At 30.8% G+C, this 24,245-nt stretch carries 17 protein-coding genes; 1 reads left to right on the top strand and 16 read right to left on the bottom strand.

Features of this window, described 5'->3' with window-relative positions:
- Positions 1-12: 12 nt before the first annotated feature.
- The 6 genes from B5S50_RS16165 to B5S50_RS16140 all read right to left on the bottom strand — a co-directional run bounded on the left by B5S50_RS16165 (position 13) and on the right by B5S50_RS16140 (position 5,838).
- Entirely contained in the window at positions 13-780 is a 768-nt protein-coding gene (locus tag B5S50_RS16165) for a protein-glutamate O-methyltransferase CheR (protein ID WP_065077680.1), read from the bottom strand.
- A 4-nt stretch (positions 781-784) separates the two neighbouring features.
- Positions 785-1,888 carry a chemotaxis response regulator protein-glutamate methylesterase gene (locus B5S50_RS16160; protein WP_217302328.1) on the bottom strand — a complete coding sequence of 368 codons (1,104 nt, stop codon included), beginning with the start codon at positions 1,886-1,888 and terminating at the stop codon, positions 785-787.
- Between the two features lie 23 nt (positions 1,889-1,911).
- Complete coding sequence (locus tag B5S50_RS16155) at positions 1,912-2,400, bottom strand: chemotaxis protein CheD (RefSeq protein WP_065077682.1); 489 nt, start codon at positions 2,398-2,400, stop codon at positions 1,912-1,914.
- A 24-nt stretch (positions 2,401-2,424) separates the two neighbouring features.
- Complete coding sequence (locus B5S50_RS16150; RefSeq protein ID WP_065077683.1) at positions 2,425-2,871, bottom strand: chemotaxis protein CheW; 447 nt, start codon at positions 2,869-2,871, stop codon at positions 2,425-2,427.
- A gap of 124 nt (positions 2,872-2,995) precedes the next feature.
- Entirely contained in the window at positions 2,996-4,948 is a 1,953-nt protein-coding gene (locus B5S50_RS16145) for a DUF342 domain-containing protein (protein WP_065077684.1), read from the bottom strand.
- Between the two features lie 62 nt (positions 4,949-5,010).
- Entirely contained in the window at positions 5,011-5,838 is an 828-nt protein-coding gene (locus tag B5S50_RS16140; RefSeq protein WP_065077685.1) for an aminotransferase class IV, read from the bottom strand.
- Between the two features lie 471 nt (positions 5,839-6,309).
- On the opposite strand from B5S50_RS16140, the gene B5S50_RS16135 reads away from it, so the two are divergent.
- Complete coding sequence (locus tag B5S50_RS16135) at positions 6,310-6,954, top strand: HAD-IB family hydrolase (protein ID WP_065077686.1); 645 nt, start codon at positions 6,310-6,312, stop codon at positions 6,952-6,954.
- 160 nt (positions 6,955-7,114) lie between these two features.
- Here B5S50_RS16135 and B5S50_RS16130 read toward each other — a convergent pair whose 3' ends face one another.
- From B5S50_RS16130 to B5S50_RS16085, 10 genes are all read right to left on the bottom strand, one after another.
- Complete coding sequence (locus tag B5S50_RS16130; protein ID WP_065077687.1) at positions 7,115-7,462, bottom strand: DUF1292 domain-containing protein; 348 nt, start codon at positions 7,460-7,462, stop codon at positions 7,115-7,117.
- A 428-nt stretch (positions 7,463-7,890) separates the two neighbouring features.
- Complete coding sequence (nifJ, locus tag B5S50_RS16125) at positions 7,891-11,403, bottom strand: pyruvate:ferredoxin (flavodoxin) oxidoreductase (protein ID WP_065077688.1); 3,513 nt, start codon at positions 11,401-11,403, stop codon at positions 7,891-7,893.
- Between the two features lie 736 nt (positions 11,404-12,139).
- A complete protein-coding gene (locus B5S50_RS16120; protein WP_065077689.1) occupies positions 12,140-13,204 on the bottom strand; it encodes an undecaprenyldiphospho-muramoylpentapeptide beta-N-acetylglucosaminyltransferase in 1,065 nt (354 codons plus the stop codon).
- Positions 13,205-13,384: 180 nt separating this feature from the next.
- Positions 13,385-13,840 carry an arginine repressor gene (locus tag B5S50_RS16115; RefSeq protein ID WP_065077690.1) on the bottom strand — a complete coding sequence of 152 codons (456 nt, stop codon included), beginning with the start codon at positions 13,838-13,840 and terminating at the stop codon, positions 13,385-13,387.
- Positions 13,841-13,896: 56 nt separating this feature from the next.
- Entirely contained in the window at positions 13,897-15,672 is a 1,776-nt protein-coding gene (gene recJ / locus B5S50_RS16110; RefSeq protein WP_065077691.1) for a single-stranded-DNA-specific exonuclease RecJ, read from the bottom strand.
- 55 nt (positions 15,673-15,727) lie between these two features.
- Positions 15,728-16,960, bottom strand: a complete 1,233-nt coding sequence (locus B5S50_RS16105) for a pitrilysin family protein (RefSeq protein WP_065077692.1) — start codon at positions 16,958-16,960, stop codon at positions 15,728-15,730.
- A gap of 49 nt (positions 16,961-17,009) precedes the next feature.
- Complete coding sequence (locus tag B5S50_RS16100) at positions 17,010-17,564, bottom strand: DJ-1 family glyoxalase III (RefSeq protein WP_065077693.1); 555 nt, start codon at positions 17,562-17,564, stop codon at positions 17,010-17,012.
- 60 nt (positions 17,565-17,624) lie between these two features.
- Positions 17,625-18,614 carry a lipoate--protein ligase gene (locus B5S50_RS16095; protein ID WP_065077694.1) on the bottom strand — a complete coding sequence of 330 codons (990 nt, stop codon included), beginning with the start codon at positions 18,612-18,614 and terminating at the stop codon, positions 17,625-17,627.
- Positions 18,615-19,294: 680 nt separating this feature from the next.
- Positions 19,295-22,159, bottom strand: coding sequence for a DNA topoisomerase IV subunit A (locus B5S50_RS16090; RefSeq protein WP_217302327.1), 2,865 nt, complete (start codon positions 22,157-22,159; stop codon positions 19,295-19,297).
- A 77-nt stretch (positions 22,160-22,236) separates the two neighbouring features.
- Positions 22,237-24,186, bottom strand: a complete 1,950-nt coding sequence (locus B5S50_RS16085; protein WP_065077696.1) for a type IIA DNA topoisomerase subunit B — start codon at positions 24,184-24,186, stop codon at positions 22,237-22,239.
- Positions 24,187-24,245: the final 59 nt, after the last annotated feature.

The following is a 24,245-nucleotide window of genomic DNA, read 5'->3' as shown; positions in this document are numbered from 1 at the left end:
TTTATTCCCTCCTTATAGCTTTCTATATATAAAGGTAGAAGCCTTCTCAAAGCCATAATCTCTATAATTGTATATGCTTTCAGTGGCCCCGACAAATAGTAGTCCTCCTTTTTTTAGTGACTTGCTAAACTTTTCATATATTTTATCTTTTACATCTTGATTAAAATATATTACCACATTTCTGCATATTATTAAATCAAAGTTACTTTCATAATTTTGCAATATTAAATCATGCTTTTTAAATGTGATTAAATTTTTTATTATAGGACTTATAATATATTTATCGTCCTTTATCGTAAAATACTTATCTAAATATTCTTTTTTTACATTTTTTACTTCTGATAAAACATATTCTCCTTTTTTAGCTTTTTCAATTATAGTATTATCTATATCTGTTGCAATTATGGTGTGTCTAACTCCATGAGACAATTCATCTAAATACATAGCCACTGAATAAGGTTCGGCCCCAATTGAACAAGCTGCACTCCATATTTTCAAAGTACTATTTCTAGGAAGTAGTTCTTCCTTTAATCTAACTTTTAACTCCTCAAATATATCCGGATTTCTAAAAAATTCAGATACATTTATAGTTATAAAGTCTAAAAACTTCTGTCTTTGCTCTTCATCCCTTTTTAAGAGTTCTATATATTCATCTATACTTTTCGCTCCTACTCTGGACATCAAGCTATTTATTCTCCTATGTAACTGGTTTGGTTTATATGCAGCTAAGTTTATATTGAATTCTCTCAAAACCCACTGCTTAAAATAAGCCATATCCATAAGTCTACCTCCCACCAAACTTTATTATTTTTACTATTTCATTTGCTATTTTGTTTATTGGTAAAACTAAGTCCACTTTCCCCGTGGCATAAGCTGCTTTAGGCATACCATAAATAGTACAGGTTGATTCATCTTCAGAAAGTGTAATTCCTCCATTTTCCTTTATCTCTACAGTTCCCTGTGCTCCATCTCTTCCCATACCTGTCAAAACTACACTTATAATATTTTCTCCATATACTTTTGATGCAGATATAAATAGCTTATCCACTGCAGGCCTTACTCCCCAAATGGCAGGTTCTTTGTTCAAATGTATTCTCTTATCTCTCCATACTTCCATATGAAATCCACCAGGTGCTACATAAACAGTATCCTTTTCAACATTCATACCATCCTCTGCTTCTAATACTTTTATTTTTGAATTAGAATCCAATCTGTCTGCAAAGGCCTTAGTAAATCCTGCAGGCATATGCTGTACTACAAATACTGGTACTCCCATGTTTTGAGGAAATTGTGTTATAACTGAATAAAGTGCTTTAGGTCCTCCCGTAGATGCTCCTATCACCACTGCATTTATATCTTTTTTAATTTTTCTATCTACATTTGAACTTGCAGCTTTTAATGTGGAAGCTTTTTCATTTTTTTGTATAGATAGTTGTATATTTTCTTGTGCTTTATTTGTTTTAACTGTATTTGCCAGGTATGCTCCCTTTATCTTCTCTACAAGCTCAGTTTTAACTTTATTTATATCCAAAGATATTGTACCTGAAGGCTTAGGTAAAAAATCAAAAGCACCCATATCAAGACATTCCATAGTACGCTTTTTCCCTTCTTTGGAGACACTGCTTAAAACTATTACAGGTATATTAATATTACTTTTTTTCAATTCTCCTAGTGCTGTTATTCCATCCATTTTTGGCATTTCTACATCTAAAGTTATTACATCAGGCATATTATTTTTAGTAAAGTTTAACGACAGTTTCTCTAAAAGATCCTTCCCATTTCTAGCAGTTCCTACAACTTTTATAGATTCATCTTCACCTATCATATCCGAAATAATTTTTCTCATTAATGCAGAATCATCTACTACTAAAACCTTAATTTTTTCCAAAGCATTATCACTCCATTAAATTTTTAAATTTCCTTTACCCCAATTCCTACTGTCTTTATCTTGACACCCCCATCATGAGTATCAAATATCATAGTTCTGCCTTTGTTTCCTCCTAGATCTTCTGCTAATATTGAAATAGAATATTCTCTTAATATACTTTTTACAGCTTCTCCATTCCTACTTCCTATATTCATAACTACACTTTTATCTGAGAAATTAAACATAGAAGCCCCACCTGCTATTTTAGCCTTCAAATTTCTTTTATTTACACCTAAGGCTTCTAATTTTTTTATTAAAATAGGAATAGCTAAATCTGCAAATTTCATTGGATTTTTTGTATTTGTAAATTGGGTGCTGTCCGGCAGCATTATATGTGCCAACCCACCTATACATTTTTCTTTATCATATAGAGCTATACCTACACAGGAACCCAAACCAATGGTTATAATTCTATCAGGAGAACTTGCAGTATTCATGTCTGCTATTCCCACTCTTATCTCTTTTATATCCATAAATATACACCTTTCAATTTTTAATTATATGAGTTCCTTTTCTTCCTCCGTAAGTATTTTATCAAGATTTAAGAATATTATTATCTTGTCCTTTATTTTAATAAGTCCTTTTATATATCTTTTTGATATTTGGGATGCTATATCAGGTGCCTCTTCTATATCTGCAGTATTTACATCCGTTACTTCAGATACAACATCAACTATTATTCCTATTTTATTTCCATCCTGTTTTGTAACTATTATCTTGGCCTCATTACTTTCCTCAGCTGAAGCAAAACCAAATTTCTTACTTAAGGATATTATAGGAAGTATATTTCCTTCATAATTTATGACTCCCTCTACAAAGTTAGGAGAATCCGGCAACTTCGTAGTCTCTTCATAACCCAAAATTCTCTCTACTTCCATAATATCTGTAGCATAGTACTCACCATTTATACTAAATATCAATACTTTTATTTCTTTGCCATCCATTTGAAATCCTCCTTAAATAATATTGTTAGCCATCCTTGTAAATCCTTATTTAAATCAATTATTACATAATTATAGCATATATCTACTTAAAATAGCATATATCATGCATTTTGCAACAGGATTTTTATAGAACAAATTTATCGACTACCATATCCCCTTCCTTCAAATATACATGTACATCTTTACTTGGAGAATCTAGAACAATTTCTTTGTTTTCAATTTTAAATACTGTATTGTGATAAGCCACATCTGCCCATATATGGCCATCTTTACTTCCTACTTGAAGTTTTGTAGAAACCCCTGCTACACTTCCTACAATCTTACACTTTATTTCATTTTCAGCTTTTAGTGTTCCCCCTCTTGCCACACTCTTTTCTTGCAAAAATTCAATGGAACCATTGGCAGCAATTTGTGACACATATTCTCCTTTTCCTTTTATTATTATATCACCAGAACTCTGTATATTGGAGTCCTGACAGTAAGATAAAACCACTTTCACAGGAAGTGCCCTTGTGTCTTTTAGTTCCTCTATTTTATCCTCAATAATTTTCATTAACTCATTTAACTCGGAACAACTTTTAATGCTTATGGGTCCCATTCCTATAAGTTTGGTTTTGATATACTTTACAATTTTATCCTCTCGATAATCATCATTTTCAACATTCAAGTCTGCAATTACATTTATGCCCATCTTAATAAGTCCCTTGAATTTACTTTCTAATAATATTTTTATTATTTCTCCATCCTTTTTACTTTTACCAAGCAGGTTATAGTCTTTTATCTCTTTTACAGCCCCCACTAACTGTTCCATATTCTTATTAAATTTGCTCAGGTGTTCCACAGCCTTAATTTTCTTTACGCTGTCACCACCACCACATATTTGAGAACTAACAACAGTTTGTCCTATACTTATATCTCCTTTTACATTTAAAGTAGCCCTTTCTACTTCTTTGTCCACAATAAGGTCATTGCCACATTCTACTTTCATGCCTTCTTTTACATTTCCATGTATAATTACATCACCAATAAAATTTATATTTCCAGTACTTATATCCACATCTCCATTAATCTCATGTACCTGATGGACATAATAAGTGTTACTTTTTATGGAGGGTTTACCATCTATTGATGCTTCAACAGTGTTTTCATCTTTAAGTATACATCCATTTCCAACCTTTACTTTAATTTGTTTTATTGGTTTGCATTTTAAAACCTTTCCAGTAACATCAAATCCATCTTTACCTAAAGTTCCATTATGTTTTACTGCAATTATATCTCCTTTTTTTACAACATTTATAGTACCTATACTTTTAAAGTCTATATTTCCCACTGTATCTTCTTTTAAAACTACCGAGGTTTGAAACTTATTCTCTAGAAAATCATCTTCACCATTTATAGCTTCTTTTCCACAAGCTACTACAAGTTTTTTATCACCGTTTACAGCTTCTTTCAAATTTTCTTCCATTATACCATAAACCACTTTATTATTAGATAATTCGTTCTTAATTTCATTTACTGTATACATGGGAGGCTTTATTGATTGAATTATTTCTCCTTCAAAATTCACTTTATGACTTTCATCTTTGTCTTTTAGTTTGTAAACGTTTTTAGTTATATATTTAACTTCAGCATATGCTTTCATCCTGTCATCAGATAGATATATATTCATTTGTCTTTTTGGTTCATCTTCCTCAAAAACTATTTCTATTTTATTTTTGCTAAATATTTCACATTTATCCTTAACTTCAGCTCCATCTACAAAAATAGATATATTATGTCCCCTATGCAATACTGCAGGTTCCCCATCTTCAATAGGATCCTTTACAATTATCTTACCATTTTCTAATTTTATGGTTCCATCCTTTTCATTTGTTTTTACAATTTCCTTCTCAATCCCAGAATTTACATTACTCTGGTCTTCTTCGCCAAAAGATACTTCTATTATTACTTTTTTTCTAAAAAGCAATTTGCTTTTCTTAACAACCTTATATTGTAATTTATCTTTTGGCAGATTTAGCTTACAGCTGGCAGATTCTAAGCATTCCTCTAGTGAAGTACCATGAAACAATTCTTTCATAATTATCTCCCCCTAATAAAAAACTTCAACACCATATATAATATATCTTAAACCCTCTATTTCTAATCTCTATCAAAACTTTCTATATCATCTCTTACTTCTTTATCGTATGCTTTTATAATTTTAAGCAGTACTTTATTATTTGAAGAATCAAATTTAACGTTTTCCACTTTCTTTATAGGCAGTACTTTTGGTGACGTACCGGATATAAACAACGCATCAAATTTTTCTACATCTTTATAACTTACATCTTTCTCTGACACCTCAAGACCTATTTTGCTGCATATATCCATTACAACCTTTCTCGTAGTTCCAGGAAGCACATTTTTTAATGGTGCAGTTACAATGGTATTACCCTTTATCATAAATATATTGGACTTACTCCCTTCTGTAATATTCCCCCTATTATCCACAAGTATAGCTTCAAACACCTTCTTTTCTTTTATCGTACTGTCTACCTTAGTTCTAAACTTATTATTTATCACTTTTGCATTTGGATTTTCTCTTTCTCCATGATAAAAGATTGTGTCTACTCCTACTTCATACTCTTCTAGAGATGGATAATTATAAGGCAAGAAATAAGCCAAAAATGTATTCTTTTCATAGAAATTAAAAATAATCTTTATATTACCTATGGAAATTTGATTTGCCTTTATAAGTTCTAATATCTTATTTTTAATATCTTTTTCATTAAGCCATAATCTTAAATTAGTTATTCTTGCTGAGTTTTCCATGCGTTTCAAATGTAACTTTAAAAAAAGTGGTTTTCCATCTATAATACGTATTACCTCATATATGGACTTTCCTTGCTTAAATTCACTTTCACTGAATTCCTTTTTATCTTTTAATTCATTATTATATAAAAAAAATTTTTCAATACATTCACTCATGTAAATCCCCTTTTCCTATATTTTATTATTATTTATAACAGAATTTAAGTAAATGTTGCCATTTAATCCTTATTATATTCTATCATTATCTACAAGTTATTTTCTACATTACAATGATTAAACTTAAAAACTTTGCGAAGCAAAGTTTCGCAAGTTAAGAATTAATAATGAATAATTAATAGTGAAGGATGATTTTTAGCTGTCGCAAAAAATCTTTAAATTTATATAAATCAACGCTTAGTAATGTTTTGCTTTAGCAAAACGAGTCCTCAAAAATTAAATTAAAGATTTTTTGTAGTGTAACGAAGAAAAATCCACATTAACTATTAATTCTTCATTCTTAACTATTAATTTAAAATATTGTTTCGCAACTTTTTTTATATTATAATTCTAAACAAAGTTCCCTGCACTAGATAAGGTTTTTAATAGCGGTAAAGTATGATATTATAATTAAATAAGGAAGTGATTTATTTGGAAAGACTCGCAATATTCGACGTAGACTTTACTCTAACAAATAGTGAAACCTTAATGGAATTTTACATATTTATGGTAAAAAGACGTCCTAGACTCATAGTATATGCACCTTTTAGCATTATGTCTGCCCTTTTATTTGTACTGAAGGTTTTTAGTGCTAAAAAAGCCAAAGAAAACTTTATTTCATTTATAAACGGAATAAGTGAAAAGGATATGGAACTTTTGACAAAAGAATTTTACGAAAAAAGATTGAGTAAAATATTTTATAAAGATGCATTGTATACCTTGAAAAAATTAAAAAATAGTGGCTGCAAAATATATCTAATATCTGCTTCTGCAGAATTTTATTTAAAAGAACTCTATAAAATAGAGGAAGTTGATAAAATAATAGGTACACGATTTGAAATTGTAAATGGAAAGCACACTAGAAAAATCCTAGGACAAAACTGCAAAGGAGAAGAAAAAGTAGCAAGACTTATGGAATCTTTAAAAAAAGACAATATAGAAGTTGACTTTAAAAATTCTTATATGTTCTCAGATTCACTATCTGATTTGCCCCTCTTCAAATTGGTAGGCAATCCTTATCTTATAAATTACACAAGAAAAGATAACCAGGGAATTGAAGTTTTAAGATGGAAGTGAAGTCAATTGAAAATCGACTAAATAATAAATATCAAAGAACAAATAACATATAATGATAATTTTCCTCCTAACGTCAGAAAATATTAAAATCATCATTATTTGAACTTTAAACTTTTTAATTGGCAACATATAGTTAAAAAAACTATATGTTGCCAATTAATTATTCTTCTTCCATTAATTTTTCATAGTACTTTGAAACTTCATCAAATTCGTTATCTTCTGGAATAACAAGTTCTCCTTCATTTTCTACTTTAAATAAATAAGTGGAACCATTCTCAGGATTCTCAACTACGGCATATTTTCCTTCTTTATATTCAAAACCATCAACTATTTCGCAGGAAACTATCTCTCCATTTTCATCCTCTAAATCTACTATTAAAGGATCGGAATCTTCACAGCCGCATCCACAGCCGCAGTCATGTTCATGTTCATGTGTTTCTGTGCAGCCACAATTTTCTTCTTTGCTAGTACAACCACAGTTGCATTCATTTAAATTTTCTTTATCCATAAAGTAAACCTGGCATTTATTATTTTAACAGTATGTTACAAATATATTTGCCAGGAATCTTCACCTCCTTTTAACTGTTATGTTCTAATTTTAACCTTAATTGCTCTATAATAAAAGTATTTTTTTAATATTTTTAAATGGACAAACTAATTTTTTAAATAACAAAGTTCAAAAGCTTCGCAAGTTAAGAATTAATAATGAAAAATTAATAGTGAAGGATGATTTTTAGCTATCGCAAAAAATCTTTAAATTTATATAAATCAACAATGTTGCGCTTTAGCGAAACGAGTGGTGAAAATCTTAATCAAAGATTTTTTGTAGTGTAACGAAAAAAATCCACATTAACTATTAATTCTTCATTCTTAACTATTAATTAAAAAAGTACCAGACAGCTTACGCCATCTGATACCTTTTATTAAATTGCTTGATTACTGTTCGCTGTCAAGCTTTTTATATCCTGCAATTCTTTGAAGAGCATCTTTCTTAGTCTTTTCAAATAATGCATCTGCCTGATCTGGGAATTGTTTAGCAAGTGAAGAGTATCTTACTTCTCCCATTAGGAATTCCTTGAAATCTGTAGTTGGTTCTTTTGAATCCAAACTAAATGATTTCTTTCCTTCTTCTTTTAATTCTGGATTGTATCTGTAAAGTGCCCAATATCCACAATCAACAGCTCTCTTAGCTTCTCTCTGGCTCTTTCCCATTCCAACTCTTAAACCATGATTGATACATGGAGCATAAGCTATTATAAGTGATGGACCATGATAAGCTTCTGCTTCATGAATTGCCTTTAATGCCTGATTCTTATCAGCACCCATTGAAATCTGAGCTACATAAACATATCCATAACTCATAGCCATCATTCCAAGATCTTTCTTCTTAGTCTTTTTACCACTTGCAGCAAATTTAGCTACAGCAGCTGTTGGAGTTGATTTTGAAGATTGTCCACCTGTATTTGAATATACTTCTGTATCAAGTACAAGAATATTTACATCTTCATTTGAAGCTAAAACATGATCTACTCCGCCGTATCCTATATCATAGCCCCAGCCGTCTCCACCGATTATCCAGTGAGATCTCTTTACTAAAAAGTCTCTATTTTCATAAATATCATTTAATAAAGCATTATTTCCCTTTTCTTTTTCAAGTAAAGCTGTTATTTTATCAGCTCTTTCTCTTGTTCCTTCACCTTCAGCAAAGTTTTTAATCCAGTCTTCAAAAGCAGCTTTAAGTTCTGCACTTAAACTACCCTTTAAAGCTTCTTCAATTTTATCTTGAAGTCTTTCTCTTGTCTGTTTAACTCCAAGGAACATACCTAATCCATATTCAGCATTATCCTCAAATAATGAGTTAGCCCAAGATGGACCATGTCCTCTATAGTTAGTTGTATATGGAGTTGCTGGTGCTGATGCTCCCCAAATTGATGAACATCCTGTAGCATTTGCTATCATCATTCTGTCACCAAATAATTGAGTTACAAGTTTAACATAAGGAGTCTCTCCGCATCCTGCACAAGCTCCTGAGAACTCAAGTAATGGCTGCTCAAACTGACTTGCTTTTACACTATATTTGTCCTTCATTGGATTATCCTTATGAGATACAGTATTAACAGCATAATCCCAAGCTTCTGTCTTTGACAGCTGAGTATCTACTGGCTTCATAACAAGAGCTTTTTCTTTTGCTGGACATACATCTTCACAGTTTCCACATCCTGAACAATCAAGTGGTGAAATAGCCATTGTAAATTTAAGTCCCTTTGCTCCATTTGCATCTTTAGCTTCAAATCCTTGAGGTGCTTTAGCTAATTCTTCTTCAGTTGTAAGAACTGGTCTTATAGCTGCGTGTGGACATACAAATGAACACTGGTTACATTGTATACATTTGTCTACTTGCCATTCTGGAACATTTATAGCTATTCCTCTCTTTTCATAAGCTGCAGTTCCTGCTGGGAATGTACCATCTTCCATTCCTAAAAATGCACTTACTGGAAGCTTATCTCCATCTTGTCTATTCATAGGGTTAACTATCTTTTCTATGAATGCTGGATCTTTCTTAGCTTCTACTGCTTCATCTTTAGCATCTTTCCATGAAGCTGGAACATCTATTTTAACTACTGCATTTACGCCCTTGTCTATAGCAGCATTGTTCATATCTACAACTTTTTGTCCCTTCTTACCATAAGAAGTTACAACTGCTTCTTTTAAGTACTTAACAGCATCATCTATTGGTATGATATTTGCAATCTTGAAGAATGCAGACTGACATATCATGTTTACTCTTCCGCCAAGTCCAATTTCCTGTGCTATTTTAACAGCATTTAGTGTATAGAAATTTATGTTATTATTTGCTATATATCTCTTCATTGAAGCTGGTAATTCTTTTTCCAATTCTTCTGGGGTCCAGATTGTATTTAATAAGAAGTTACCACCTTTTTTAAGTCCTTCAAGTACATTATACTTGTGAACATAAGATTTATTGTGAACTGCAATGAAATCAGCCTTATCTATAAGATATGGTGATTTTATTGGTGATTTACCAAATCTTAAGTGAGAAACTGTTATTCCACCAGATTTCTTTGAATCATATGCAAAGTATCCTTGAGCATACATATCTGTATGGTCTCCAATGATCTTTATAGCACTCTTGTTTGCTCCAACAGTACCATCTGATCCAAGTCCCCAGAACTTACAAGCTGTAGTTCCTTGTGGTGTTGTATTTATATCTTCTCCTATAGGTAATGAACTATTTGTAACATCATCAACTATGCTTAATGTAAATCTATCCTTAGGTTTATCTGATTTTAAGTTTTCAAATACTGGTAGAATATGTGATGGTAATACATCTTTTGAACCAAGTCCATATCTTCCACCAACTATAACTGGTTGTACTTCTTGTCCATAGAAAGCATTCTTAACATCTAAGTAAAGAGGTTCTCCAATTGATCCTGGTTCTTTTGTTCTATCAAGAACTGCAATTTTCTTAACAGTCTTTGGTATGTATTTCATAAAGTGTTTTATTGAGAATGGTCTATATAAATGAACTGTAAGTAATCCAACTTTTTCACCTTTTGCAGTTAAGTAATCAATTACTTCTTCTACAGTTTCACAGACAGAACCCATAGCTATTATAATTCTCTCTGCATCTTTTGCTCCATAGTAATTAAATAGGTGATATTCTCTTCCTGTAAGTTTAGTCATTTCTTGCATATAATCTTCAACTATTTCTGGAAGTGCTTCATAGTACTTGTTTGAAACTTCTCTTTCCTGGAAATATATATCAGGATTTTGAGCTGTACCACGAGTTACAGGATGATCTGGATTTAAAGCTCTTCTTCTAAAATCATTCAAAGCTTTCTGATCAACTAATTTTGCTAATTCTTCATACTCTAATAATTCGATTTTTTGAATTTCATGAGAAGTTCTGAATCCATCAAAGAAGTTTACAAATGGAACTCTTCCTTTTATTGCAGCTAAATGCGCTACTGCTGAAAGATCCATAACCTGTTGTACTGAACTTTCTGCAAATAGAGCAAATCCAGTTTGTCTTGTTGCCATAACATCTTGATGGTCACCAAATATGTTAAGTGAATTTGCAGCTACTGCTCTAGCTGATACATGGAATACTCCTGGTAATAATTCACCAGCAATCTTATACATGTTAGGTATCATAAGTAATAAACCTTGAGATGCAGTATATGTACTAGTCAATGCTCCTGCTTGTAGTGAACCATGTACGGCTCCTGATGCTCCAGCCTCTGATTGCATCTCCATAACTTTTACTTTTTGTCCAAAAATATTTTTCTTTCCTTTAGCTACCCATTCATCTACATGTTCTGCCATTGGTGATGATGGAGTTATTGGATAAATAGCTGCTACATCAGTAAATGCATAGGAAATATAAGCAGCAGCAGTATTTCCATCCATAGTTTTCATTTTACGCATAAAAATTCCTCTCCTTTTCAAGTATATAATTAAATCTTTTTATTAAACTAGCAATAGTATAACATAACCTACATTGTACTATTTAGATTTAATACAAAACATAATCTTAAATAACTATACTTACTTTTTACATACAATTAATACAGATATAGTACTACCATTAGTACAGTAAATAGCACAGCATTTTTTTACAATTAAAAACTTGTATTAAATATCTAAAAAAGTACATTGAAAAGTACTTAACTATCTTTATTAAATTAAGTATCTTATGTATTCTACTATTTTAATATACATCAAAATTCTAAACATGTAAAATACATTTTGGGAAAATTAAAAATTAATTTAAAACCTTATATTACAGGTGTGCATTTTTCCTAATACAGCTTTATCTTAATTTATAATAGTCTGTAAAAAGGAATACAAGTAATGCTTTTCACCTTCGTTTATAACTCTACATTATTCTCTACTATTTTTCAAGTAATTTATGGTATTTTTTAAATTTTTATGGTTGTTTTGCACTAAATAGCTGTTTAATTGTTAACATTTTTTTATATAACAGCTTTTTAAGACAGTTTTTTTAAGTTATTCTATAAACAGAGTTCTTGGCGTCAGATGGAGTTTTGACTCCATCTGACGCTTAGAAATCGTTATCCAGGTACGTAGCTGTTCTTTACTCCCATTTGAAGAAGGGGAGTATTAGAGCAGGTAGTCATCGGATAAATTTTTAGTATTAAACTTAAATACTGTATTTTTCTATTAAATTTATGATTTTACCTACTGCATCCTGTACAGGGCTTGCCTCCATATTATTTATATATTCATTTCTAGAACTATAGAGTTTAAAAATCCTATCTAAAAGTACCTGAGAAGTAAGTTCATCTTCCTGGAGGACCATACTATACCCACTTTTTTCAAAAGAAGCTGCATTTAAAATCTGATCTCCTCTACTAGATTTTTTAGACAGTGGAATTAGCAAGTTTGGCTTTTTCAAAGCAAGTAATTCAAATATTACATTTGCACCAGCCCTAGATATAACTATATCTGCTGCATTCATTATATGTGGCAGCTCTTCATTTATGTAATCAAACTGTACATATCCCTTTCTCTCCTTAAGGGACCTATCTAAATTTCCCTTTCCACATATGTGAACTATATTATAATTTTTCAAAAGCTCATTTAGTGAATTTCTAACTGTATTATTTATAAACGTAGAACCTAGACTTCCACCTATTATGAGAAGTACTGGTTTCTCATTATCAAATCCGCACATTCTCCTGCCTATTATTCTACTTCCATCTAGAAGTTCTTTCCTTATAGGAGTTCCTGTTAAAACTGAGTTATTGCCCTTTATGTTTTTTAAAGACTCTGGAAATGTAGCACAAATCTTAGTGCAATAAGGTGCAGACAATCTATTTGCAAGTCCGGGCGTTATATCTGATTCATGGGCAATGACAGGTACTTTATTTATATGTGCAGCAATTACTACAGGAACTGAAACAAATCCTCCTTTTGAAAATACTATATTGGGTTTTTCCTTTCTTATTATAAGTATAGCTTGAAGTATTCCCTTTAAAACTTTAAATGGATCAGTAAAATTCTTTATATCAAAATACCTTCGGAGTTTACCACTGGATATTATATGATACTCTATTTTTTGATCTTCTATTATTTTTCTTTCAATTCCATTTTCGGTTCCTATATACTGTATGTTATATCCTAGTTCTTTTAGTCTTGGAACTAAGGCCAGATTAGGTGTAACATGTCCAGCAGAGCCTCCACCTGTAAGTATTATTTTTTTCAAATTCTATTTCCTCCTCGTACAATTTTTCCAACTCTTAAATTTATTATAGTAATTATTTATACTTTGTACAACAATAGAAGCAACATACATATTTATGACTTAGGATTTTACATTATACGGAATCTAAAAAAAGAAAAGACCTATTTTACGAATTCACTTATACAGAAGAATATGTACTTTTCATTGATTAGAAATCATCTTTCTAATTTTTTCAGTCAAATTCAGGGCTGTTTTTTCATCTGTTGTTATTACAAATAATGTATTATTTCCAGCTACAGTGCCAATAACCCCATCGAAAGCCAAAGAGTCTGCAGCTTCTGCTGCTGCCTTGGCTGAACCAGATAAAGTTTTTATTACAACAAAATTTTTCATAGTTTGTACATCAATAACTGTTTGTGAAAATATAGCTACTATTTTATCAGGAAATAGTTTTCCTGTATGCCTTACAACAGAATATTTTGATTTTCCATTTTGGCCCACTACTTTTGTAATTTTTAATTTCTTTATATCTCTTGACACAGTGGCTTGAGTTACTTCTATTCCCGCACTCTTAAGCTCTTCTACTAGCTCCTCCTGTGTTTCTATATCCTTTGAATTAATAATTTCAAGTATTTTTGTATGTCTCGCAGTTTTCATATATAATCTCTCCATTTATCAATTTTAAAAAATATAAATCAAGTTTTATTTCTATTTTATGCTAATCTAAAATCTTTTAATATAAGCTGTATATTCTTATTTCCTTTATACTCATTAACAGAAGGCAAATATATAAAATCCATTTTTAGATTTTTAAAATCATTATTTAAAATTTTATAAGCTGCCCCACTTCCATAAGCTTTAAATACCAATTGTCTAAACTTTTCCCCTCCATCAAAAGATAGTGCATCAATTTTGTTTAAACTATTTTTCAGTCTGCAGAATAGTTTCAAAGTATTTTTGTCCTTACCTATGAAATAAATTCTGAATACATCCACATTTTTTTCTCCAAATACAGGTGTAGAATTTCCTTTACCAAAAGGCTCTAATCTCTTTATATCTTCTATCATTTTAAAAGATATGCTGTTTAAGGGAACCTGTTTATCTATTCTAATCTTAGGTATTATATCCTCATCTGTAAGTTTGCAATTTTTATTTAATCTATCTCTAAGTTTATCTATATTTTCTTCTTCTATAGACAACCCTGCTGCCAAAGGATGACCTCCAAATTGACACATTAGCTCCTTGCATTTTACAAGTTCTTCAAACATATTATAACCTTCAATAGATCTACCAGAGCCTTTAGAAAAATCTTTTCCATTAGTTATTACAATAGAAGGTACATTATATCTTTCTTTAAGCCTTCCTGCAACTATTCCTGCTATACTTTCATGTACTCCTTTTTCATATACCACAAGTACTTTGTCTTTTTTCAAATCTGACTTTTCAACTTTATCTATTATTTTATTTAGACTATCAATCGTCATATCCTGCCTATGAATATTTAATTCATGAAGTTTTTTGGCAAGTTCATGTGCCCTGTCCGGATCTTTACAAAGTAAAAGTTCCAGTGCTAAAACTGCACTTTCGAGTCTTCCCGTAGCATTTATACAAGGTCCGATTACAAATCCTATATGGTAAGAATTCAACATTTTATCTTCTAATGAAGTCTCTTTTATAAGTTCCCTTATTCCTAAGTTTTCTGTGTTATTTAACATTCCAAGGCCTTTTTTAGCTATAATTCTATTTTCACCTATGAGATCCACCACATCACATATAGTTCCAATAGCTGCATACTCTATAAATTTAAGTGCCTCTTCCTTTTTTATATTAAATTTATCATAAAGCACCTGAATAAATTTAAAAGCAACTCCTGCTCCACAAAGTTTTTTAAAAGGATATTTGCAATCTTGCTGTTTTGGGTCAATAACAGCATCTGCTTCAGGAATTAAAAATTTTCTTTTCCCATCTTCATCATCTGAAAAAGGTATATCATGATGGTCAGTTATGACTACCTGCATATTTAATTCCACAGCCCTTTTAATTTGATCCAGTGCTGAAATTCCATTGTCACAAGTTATTATAAGCTGTATTCCATCTTCTTTGAGTTTTTCTATACTATGAATATTTATTCCATAACCTTCTGTAATTCTGTCAGGAATATGATATTTTACCATAGCACCACACCTTAAAAGTCCACAGTATAATATATAAGTGCTCATTACTCCATCCACATCATAATCTCCATATACCGCTATATTTTTTCCCTCTTTTATAGCACTATATATTATATCCACGCCTCTTTCCATATCTTTCATGAGCAGCGGATTCTGGAGATCTCTCATGGATGGATTTATAAAACTTTTTATCTCTTCCTGTGTTTCTATTTCCCTATTTACAAGAATTGAAGCTACAACTTCACTTATCCCTGCCATTTTGGCAATAGCTTTTACATCTTTTTTACACCTTTTTAACATCCACTTTGCCTGCAATAACCACACCCCCTTTTTTAGTAATCAATTCACAATGCACAATTTGTGAATTGATTTAGTTTCCAGTTAAAATCTGTATAGAGGGTTTAACCATAACCTTGTTTGCAACTTCAATTATATCTTCTTCTTGGACATCATCTAAATTATATATATTTGAATAACCATCATATCTGCACCCTCTTTGCATAAGTTCAGAAGTAACAACTTCTTTACAAAATTCAATGGATCTTTCAAATTTTATTTCTCTCTTTAAATTTATACTTTTACTTAAAGCCTTTATTTTATCCTCAGTAAAATATTCTTTTAAACATTTCAATTTGTCTATTGTATCGGAAGTTATAGAAATTGCTTTTTTTACATTTTCAAAAGAAGTGCCCATGTTTATAGAAAGAAGTTTTATTCCCCTTTCATTTTTTATGCTGCTTCCAACTTCATAAGCCAGTGCATTTTCTGTCCTTATCTTATTAAAAAGAATACTATCTGTGCCTTGTCCAAGAGCAGCATTAAAAAGAAGCAGCGCTTTGAATTCCTTATGATTCAATTTTTGTATATCAAATATATATTGAATTTTAGCTCCAGTTATGCCTGGTACAATTTCTTCAAATACTCCAGTTCTCACTGGTTCGCACAAACTTTTTTCATGCACATATTTTTTAAAATCACTTTTCCATAATCCAAAATATGTGCTTATTATATCTATAATAAAATTAATATTTAAAGACGAACATACACAAATGGTACAATTTTCAGGAAAATAAAAGTCATCATAAAAACTTTTTATTTCATCTAAAGTAATTGATTCTATGCTGCTTTTATTACCTACTATAAGTTCTCTTATCCTTCTTTTTTTAAAGGAATTTCTAAAAAGAGTACTCTCACAATGCCTATACATATCATCTTCCCATTCCTTAATTTCCTGAAGTATTACATTTATCTCTTCTTTAAAACCTTTAGTTGAAAAAAGAGGATTCAAGAGCAAGTCGCTGTAAAGTTCAACTGCTCTTTCCAAATCCTCTGAGAGACAAGTACCATAGTAAATTGTATAGGGATAATTTGTCATAGCATTTTCAAATCCAAATATACTTTCAATTTCAAAATTTATCTGATTTTCACTTCTATTTTTACTTCCCTTAGATATAAGGTGTTCTACTGCATGAGCTGTACCTAAATGAAATTTTTTTTCTTCCTCTAATGCCCCTGCATTAAAACCTATACAGAGAGAAGTTAATTTTCCTGCTCTATATTCATATAACAATTTCAACCCATTATCTAGTATATATTCTTGCAAGTTTTGCCTCCATATGTATTTCATATTTTCTATTTACATTATAATACTGTTAAACTAAATTAAAAAGCATATCTTTCTTTAACTTTTCCAAAGTGTCCTTATCTGCTAAGTTTTCTAAAATTTTAAAGGCAAAATGCATAGCAGTGGCAGGGCCCCTACTTGTTATAATATTTCCATCTTGGACCACTACATCTTCACTATAGCTTACAGGTGCTATATCATTTTCATATCCTGGATAGGAAGTTACCTTTTTATTTTCAATAATACCTGCTTTTTTTAATACTATAGGTCCTGCACAAATAGCAGCTACTATCTTTTTAGAATTATTAAAGTCTTTTACAACTTGTATAACCTCACAGCTATCCCTCAAATTAGCTGCTCCAGGCATTCCACCAGGTATTATTAAAGCATCGTATTTATCCGTATCTGTTTTTTCTAACAGGCCGTTAGCTTTTACATGTATCTCATGGGTACCCATTACATCATCTTCCGAATTTATAGAACAAGTTATACAGTGTACCCCACCTCTCCTCAAAACATCTACACAAGTTAAAGCCTCTACTTCCTCAAAACCTCTTGCAAGTAAAACTATAGCCTTTTTCATAATACAATCACCTCAAATAAATTATAACACAGTATTAAATTGATAATTATACATGTAAAATTATAAAAACAATTTCATAAAGTCATCATTAGTTAGTTTTAAAACATACTTTGACACATCATTTTTTTCTATAATACTTTTTATCTCTGCAATATTAAACTTTTTATCAATAAATAGATCTTCCATTTCCTTTATAGGATTTTCCTCAAAGAAATCTCCCTCTACTTTAAATTCCTTCATTATTCCATCAATTACATTTACCTTTACACATATACTTCCTGCATCAAATCTCATTTCTTTATTATAATTAAACTTAGGAGATTTTCCAAAATTCCATTCCCAGGTGCCATACTTATTGTCAACAAGTTCATTTATCTTTTTCGTATCTTCCTCACTTAAAACATAATTTTTAGGATTTTCTTTTCTGCTTTCAAAAAAACACTGAATTAACATATCTTTAAATTTTATAAGTGATAATCCCTTATCAATATTTTCACTTATATTTGTAACTCTGCTTTTTACTGATTTTATTCCCTTAGATTCAAATTTTTCTTTTTTTACTTTTAATGCCTTTGACAATATAGTTAAATCACTTGAAAATAAAATCGTTCCGTGATGCAATAACTTTTCCTTATGAAAATACTGTGAATTACCAGAAAACTTTTTTCCATCTATTAAAATGTCATTTCTGCCGCTGAAAGTTGCTTTAACTCCCAGCTTATTTAGACAGGATACTACTGGCAGTGAAAAGAAAGAGAAATCGTTTTTATGCAGTTTGGATTTATTTTTTATTATAGTAAAATTCAAATTGCCAAGATCATGGTATACTGCGCCTCCACCAGACAATCTTCTCACAACTTTAATATTGTTTTTATCTACATATTCCAGATTTAATTCTTCATAAGTATTTTGATTTTTACCAACTACTATAACTGGTTCATTCTGCCACAATATTAATATATCTTCTCCTAAATCTTTATATTTCACAAAATACTCCTCAAGGGCAAGGTTAAAATATGGATTATTTGAATTATTAACAACGTTTATCATTATTTTTTCTCCTTTTCGCATATGTAATACATAATGATTTCTAGATTGAAAAGTAATTTATTCTCCGAATATTTTTACAACCTTCAGCCCGTTAAATATTTTGATAAGTCTAAGTAAAAAATTCTAAGCTTTTTACAAATTTTTTACTAAGGCTTATATACAAAATATTTAAATGTGCTTCATTATTGTAAAAATATATCTACGCATAAATTTACTTTTAAATAGAATACCTATTTAATATTTTTTTACTATAACTCAATTATACTATATATAGTTTATTAGTGAAAAGTTGAGTATTTAATATTTTATTTTAAAACTCACAGAAAAGAGCCATACTTTAAAAGAACCAGTTATGTTAGTTTAAAGTAAGACTCTCTTTAAATTTGGCAGTTTAAAAATATTGCAAAGCAATATTTTCAATTAATAGTTAAGAATGAAGAATTAATAGTTAATGTGGATTTTTTTTCGTTACACTACAAAAAATCTTTGATTAAGATTTTCACCATTTGTTTTGCTAAACCAAAACATTACTAAGAGCTGACTTATATAATTTAAAGATTTTTTGCGATAGCTAAAAATCATCCTTCACTATTAATTTTTCATTATTAATTCTTAACTTGCGAAGCTTTGCTTCGCATTATTTTTATATTAAGTTAATTTCATGTTCGAAAGTTAAGTAATTAATAAACCTTTTTAACCTTATCATCCATAACTATGAGCATAATGCTTTTGCCCCTTCCTGCTCTATTTTGAAGGACCACATCTTTTAAATTTATCTGCTCTTTGTTTCCTTTTTCAGAAATTAGGTTTAGCTTATAATCTTTGCTATCATTACCATCTATAAGAAAACAATATGATACCTTATCATCTTCCTTTAAACTTATAGCTGTAACACCTGCAGCTAATTTTCCCATAGTATTTACGGTGTTTGCTTTAAACTTTATTCCCATTCCTCTTTCAGTTATTAAAAATATTTCTATTTCTTCCTTGTCACTGTATTCTACATTTACAAGAGAATCTTTTTTATCCTTAAATTTATAAGCAGTAGAACATCCAGCAACCTGTTTAAATTCCATTAATGCTGTCTTTTTTACCATACCATATTGGGTAAAAAAGTATACATATCCACAATCAAAGTTTTCCACAGAAATTATCTTTAATATGTTACCTACGTCTATATTCTTCATAAATACCTTAATATCTATGCCACTATTATCTACATTCTGAAGCATAAAAGCAGGTATAGAAAAAACTTCTCCATCTAATGTAAATATCAATATGTAACTTGAAGAATTAGTAAACACACTTTTAGAAGATTTTCCTGAATTTAAAACTTTAATTATTCCAGACTTATTTACGTTTATATAAAACTCTTTATATTCTGGCTCTGTTGAAAAATCCATCTTTACTGCAAAATCTTCTCCTTGTAATGTAACAAGTGGTGTAGTAACTATATTTCTATCTTCTAAATTAAGTTCTGGACTTCTTACAGTAAACTCAAGTCCGGATTTAGTTTCTACTTTTATAAATTCTACATTTGCACTTCTATCAACAAGTTCTACCCCTATAAGTTTTTCCTCATTTTTTAATTTTAATGCCATAAGTTTTGTATAATTTGTGACGAATGACTCAATTCCTGTTCTCTTTATTCCACCAATGCTAGTAAAAAATACAAAATCCTTTTGCAAATTAAAATCTTTTATACTATATACTGAAGTTATATGATTTTCTTCTAAATTAATTCCCTTTATTAAATTATCCAGCTTTTCTCCTTTTTCCTTCCACTTAAACTCAGGAATATCCATTCCTCTAATCCTATACATATCACCGGAATCTGTAAAGAACATAAGGGTATCTTTTGTGCTGGAATTTATAAAATACTCGTTAAAATCTCCTTCTCTATATTCTATATCTTCGACTTTTCCACTAGATCGATTATAACTTTTTAAAGAGGTCCTCTTTATGTATCCCTCTTTTGACATAGTGATAACTATATCTTCATCTATTATAATTTCATCTACATCTATTTTTGCCTTTTCATCTTCTTCAACGATAGCAGTTCTTCTATCGTCCCCATACTTTTCTCTAACTTCAATAAGTTCCTTTTTTATAACTTTAAGAATTTCCTTCTCACTTTCCAATATTTTAGTAAGTTTTTTTATAACTTTCAAAAGTTTCTCATGTTCTTTTTCAAAAGAGTCTATTTCAAGTCCAGTAAGCCTGTACAGCATAAGCTCCAATATAGCCTCCGCCTGCGGGTATGTAAAATCAAACTGTTCCATAAGATTTGAAGCGGCATCTTTTTTCGATTTAGAACTTCTAATAGTCTTTATAATTTCATCCATTATACCTAGAGCTTTTATAAATCCCTCTACAATATGAAATCTCTTTTTTGCTTCTTCCAACTCCATTTTAGTTCTCTTTGTTATGATTTCCTTTTGGTATTCCACATAATATTTCAATATGAGTTTTAACCCCATAGTTATTGGCTTTCCATCTCCTAATGCTACCATGTTAAAAGATATATTGCATTGAAGATCCGTTTTCTTCAGTAAATATTTTAAAATCTTCTGAGCCAATTTCATATCTGTAGATTTTTTAAATTCTATTACTGCTCTTATACCACTTCTATCAGATTCATCTCTTATGTCTGATATAGGCTCTAGTGCCCTTGCATACCTTTTGTCTGCAGTCATTTCAGAAATTACCTGAAGTAATTTTGCCTTACTCCTTCTATAAGGGAACTCTGTAATAACTATTCCAAGTCTTCCGCTGTCCAATTTTTCTATGGAAGTCTTAGCTCTTAGTGTAACTTTTCCTTCACCCGTTTCATAGGCTGAAATCATAGACTTCTTACCTATAATTATTCCTCCTGTAGGTAAATCCGGTCCTTTTATGTAATTCATAAGTTCTTCTACAGTTATATCTCTATTATCAATATATGCTACAGTCGCATCTATTACTTCTTTTAAATTATGTGGGGGTATGTTAGTGGCAAGACCTACTGCTATTCCAAAAGCTCCATTTACAAGTAAGTTGGGATATCTTGCAGGAAGAACTTCCGGTTCCTTTTCAGATCCAGAATAATTGTCCACCATATTTACTACACCCTTTTCTATGTCTCTTATCATTTCCATAGCAATAGGTGTAAGTCTTGCTTCTGTATAACGCATAGCAGCTGCATTATCTCCATCCTGACTTCCCCAATTTCCATGACCATCTATAATTGGCATCCTAGTTGTAAAATCCTGGGCTAGTATTACCATGGCGTCATATACGGAAGTATCTCCATGAGGATGATATTTTCCAAGAATGTCTCCTACTATCCTGGCAGACTTATAATACGGTTTGTCTGGAAACGCTTTTAACATATATGAACCATATATTATCCTTCTATGTACAGGTTTTAAACCATCCCTGACATCAGGAAGTGCCCTATCCTTTGCCACTTCTACTGCATAAGGAAGATAATTGTCCGGCATAGCTTCTTCTATAGGAATTTTTATTATATTATTATCTTTTGGAATTACTGTGTTCTTAACCAAATCCATTTCCTCCGATTCTTTCACTTTAGGCTATAGGCTATCTAATAAAATTTCATTAACTGCGAATTGTGCATAATCTAAAATTGTGCATATTTATACATATATTTTTTCCTAGGTGCAACTACATCTCCCATTAAAAGTGATACCATCTTTTCAGCTTTAGCAGCATCATCTATAGTTATTTGCTGCAGTGTTCTCGTTTCAGGATTTAAAGTAGTTTCCCAGAGCTGGTCTGGATTCATTTCACCAAGTCCTTTGTATCTCTGTACAAGCACACCTTTTCCTATTTGCTTTTTTGCATCTGGCAGTTTCTCATCACTATATGCATACTTAATTACCTCTTTACCTTTATTCTGCTTATATACTTTATAAAGGGGCGGCAGTGCTATATAAAGGTGGCCATTTGAAATGAGCTGTCTCATATATCTATATATATAAGTCATCCAAAGGGATCTTATATGATATCCATCTACATCTGCATCACTTAAAATTATAATTTTATCATATCTTAAATCACTTTCATTATAATTTTCAAGTATTCCAGTACCTATAGCAGTATTAAATATCTTAAGTTCTTCACTTCCAAGGACGTTTTCAAGCTTCTGTTTTTCCGTATTCATAATTTTACCCTTAGAAGGCATTATAGTCTGAAATCTTCTATCTCTAGCCTGTTTTGCAGAGCCTCCGGCAGAATCACCTTCAACTACTATAAATTCACATTTTGAAGAATCCTTTAATGTGCATACAGCAACTTTTCCTGCAAGAGGAGCTGCACCTTTACCTATCTTTTTCTTTTCCGCATCATTTATCTTTTTTATCTTCTCTCTTCTTGCCGCAGCATGAAGAGCATTATTTATTATAGCAGATGCTATTTCTTTATTATCTTCTATCCATTCTGAAAGCTTTGTATAGGCAAGATCATTCATCATAGTATAGGCTTCCGTATTTCCAAGCTTTGTCTTGGTTTGACCTTCAAATATAGGATTAGTTATTTTTATCTTAACTATAGCTGTCATCCCTTCTCTTAAGTCGTCCCCTTCAAATTCCTTATCTTTTTCTTTCAGTAAATTTAATTTTTTAGCCCACTCTTTGAAAGCCCTGGTCATACCTGTTTTAAATCCACTTTCATGAGTTCCTGATTCTGTAGTAGGAATATTATTTACATAACTTGCTATATGGTAGGTAGTAGAATCCGTAAACTGCATGCACACCTCTCCATACATACTTAAATCATTTATCTTTCTTTCTCCTTCAAATAATATTGGATCTTTATGAATAGGTGTTTTACTCTCATTTAAATAATCTATAAAATCTAGAAGTCCCCTTTCCGAATGGTACTCCCTTTCTATACTTTCTTCTCCAGTATTATCAATTAATTTTAAAGTTATACCTTTATTTTGGAAGGCCAACTCTTTTAACCTTTCATCTATTACATCAATTTTAAAATCAATTGTAGAAAATACTTTGTTGTCAGGCATAAAGGTTACTTTTGTACCAGTATCACTTGTATCTCCTATTACTTTAATAGCTGTTACTGGTGTACCTGGCATATTTTTTTTCACTGATTTATCATAGGCATATTCAAATCTTTGTTTATATATATGTCCATTTTGCTTGACTTCTACTTCCATCCAAGTAGACAGAGCATTCACTACTGCTGCCCCTACACCATGGAGACCTCCTGAAGTCTTGTATACTGAATTATTGAATTTTCCTCCTGTATGAAGTTCGGTAAACACCATTTCCACTCCATTTTTTTTCTTTACAGGATGAAGTCCAGTAGGTATTCCTCTTCCATTATCCTGCACAGACACGCTGCCATCCTTGTTTAAGGTAACATATGACCTATCTCCAAATCCATTGGAAATTTCATCTATAGCATTGTCCAAAAGCTCCCATATGCAATGATGGAGACCTTTACTGCCAGTTGATCCTATGTACATTCCCGGTCTAACACGTACTGGTTCAAGTTTCTCCAATGAAGTTAAGGAGTTTACATCATAGACATTTCTTTCTTTGCCCTCCATAAAATTTCCCCTTTCAAATATTTATATTCATAATTAATAATTCTATATTTCCATCATAT

Origin of the sequence: Clostridium sp. 001, from assembly GCF_019056555.1 — a bacterium.
Taxonomy (GTDB): Bacteria; Bacillota; Clostridia; order Clostridiales; family Clostridiaceae; genus Clostridium_B; species Clostridium_B ragsdalei.
Note: the sequence above shows the minus strand (reverse complement) of the source record. Positions and strands in the feature narration are given on the sequence as shown.

What these genes read in the sequence shown, in the direction of transcription:
- B5S50_RS16165 (WP_065077680.1), bottom strand. Translation starts at nt 780, where the DNA reads ATGGATATGGCTTATTTTAAGCAGTGGGTTTTGAGAGAATTCAATATA.
- B5S50_RS16155 (WP_065077682.1), bottom strand. Translation starts at nt 2,400, where the DNA reads ATGGATATAAAAGAGATAAGAGTGGGAATAGCAGACATGAATACTGCA.
- B5S50_RS16150 (WP_065077683.1), bottom strand. Translation starts at nt 2,871, where the DNA reads ATGGATGGCAAAGAAATAAAAGTATTGATATTTAGTATAAATGGTGAG.
- B5S50_RS16145 (WP_065077684.1), bottom strand. Translation starts at nt 4,948, where the DNA reads ATGAAAGAATTGTTTCATGGTACTTCACTAGAGGAATGCTTAGAATCT.
- B5S50_RS16140 (WP_065077685.1), bottom strand. Translation starts at nt 5,838, where the DNA reads ATGAGTGAATGTATTGAAAAATTTTTTTTATATAATAATGAATTAAAA.
- B5S50_RS16130 (WP_065077687.1), bottom strand. Translation starts at nt 7,462, where the DNA reads ATGGATAAAGAAAATTTAAATGAATGCAACTGTGGTTGTACTAGCAAA.
- nifJ (WP_065077688.1), bottom strand. Translation starts at nt 11,403, where the DNA reads ATGCGTAAAATGAAAACTATGGATGGAAATACTGCTGCTGCTTATATT.
- B5S50_RS16115 (WP_065077690.1), bottom strand. Translation starts at nt 13,840, where the DNA reads ATGAAAACTGCGAGACATACAAAAATACTTGAAATTATTAATTCAAAG.
- B5S50_RS16100 (WP_065077693.1), bottom strand. Translation starts at nt 17,564, where the DNA reads ATGAAAAAGGCTATAGTTTTACTTGCAAGAGGTTTTGAGGAAGTAGAG.
- B5S50_RS16095 (WP_065077694.1), bottom strand. Translation starts at nt 18,614, where the DNA reads ATGATAAACGTTGTTAATAATTCAAATAATCCATATTTTAACCTTGCC.
- B5S50_RS16085 (WP_065077696.1), bottom strand. Translation starts at nt 24,186, where the DNA reads ATGGAGGGCAAAGAAAGAAATGTCTATGATGTAAACTCCTTAACTTCA.